This is a genomic window from Microcystis sp. M53598_WE2, from assembly GCF_030067735.1.
In the GTDB taxonomy this organism is placed as follows: Bacteria; Cyanobacteriota; Cyanobacteriia; order Cyanobacteriales; family Microcystaceae; genus Microcystis; species Microcystis aeruginosa.
In genome coordinates, this window is record NZ_JASJFE010000293.1 from 1 (window position 1) to 1002 (window position 1002).

A 1002-nucleotide genomic window follows, 5' to 3' on the forward strand; every position below is an offset into this window, starting at 1 on the left:
AAAAAATGCAAGAGTTTATCCGGGAGGCAAAAATAGCTTAAAAGAGTATTTCTTTTCATTTGATCCTTTTGACCAAATTGCAACTCAGCCAACAATACCAACCAAGAAATTAAAATTATGAGTAAAATTCGCTTCGCTACTGTCTGGTTAGCCGGTTGTTCGGGATGCCATATGTCCTTCCTCGATTTGGATGAATGGCTGTTAGAATTAGCCGAAAAAGTTGACGTGGTGTATAGTCCCGTCGGCTGCGATCTGAAAACCTATCCCGAAAATGTCGATGTCTGTTTAGTGGAAGGAGCGATCGCTAATCAGGATAATTTAGAACTAATTCATCTAGTCCGTCAAAATACCAAAACCGTCGTTTCTTTTGGTGATTGCGCCGTGACTGCTAACGTTCCCGCTATGCGGAATATGTTAGGAACTGCCGATCCCGTGCTAAAAAGGGCTTATTTAGAGTTAGGAGATAACACCCCTCAACTACCAGAAGAACCCGGTATCGTTCCCGAATTATTAGATCAAGTGCTGCCCGTCCATCAAGTCATTCCCATCGACATTTTTATGCCGGGTTGTCCCCCCGATGCGGACAGAATTCGCGAGACATTGATTCCGATTTTAAAAGGGGAATTACCCGTGATGGCAGGGCGAGAAATGATTAAATTTGGTTAATTGAATCAGTTATCAGTTATCAGTTATCAGTTATCAGTTATCAGATTTGAGTTTTAAGTTTTAAGTTTTGAGTTTTGAGTTTTGAGTGAGCAGTATGTATTAAGTGAGCCTCATCAAATGCCAGTTTGCTGCTGTCTTTTCGCTGATTATTGATTACTGATCACTGTTTACTGATTGGGTGCATCTCACATTTGTAGAAATACCGACAATCAGCAATTATCAGTGACTCCTAAATTATTACAGATGTGTCAGCAGCCGCGTGTAAGCATCCCACCGAAAAACTAATGCGCGGGGGGTTTGGGGGCGGCGCCACGCCCCCAACGAGGGGTTTGGGGG

1 protein-coding gene is annotated in these 1002 nt (G+C 42.9%); it reads left to right on the plus strand.

Annotated elements, in window-relative coordinates:
- Positions 1-117: 117 nt before the first annotated feature.
- Complete coding sequence (locus PX636_RS06285) at positions 118-666, plus strand: NADH-quinone oxidoreductase subunit B family protein (protein WP_002740992.1); 549 nt, start codon at positions 118-120, stop codon at positions 664-666.
- Positions 667-1002 lie beyond the last annotated feature (336 nt).

Excerpts from the sequence above, each read along its gene's own strand:
- PX636_RS06285 (WP_002740992.1), top strand. The coding sequence starts at position 118 with ATGAGTAAAATTCGCTTCGCTACTGTCTGGTTAGCCGGTTGTTCGGGA.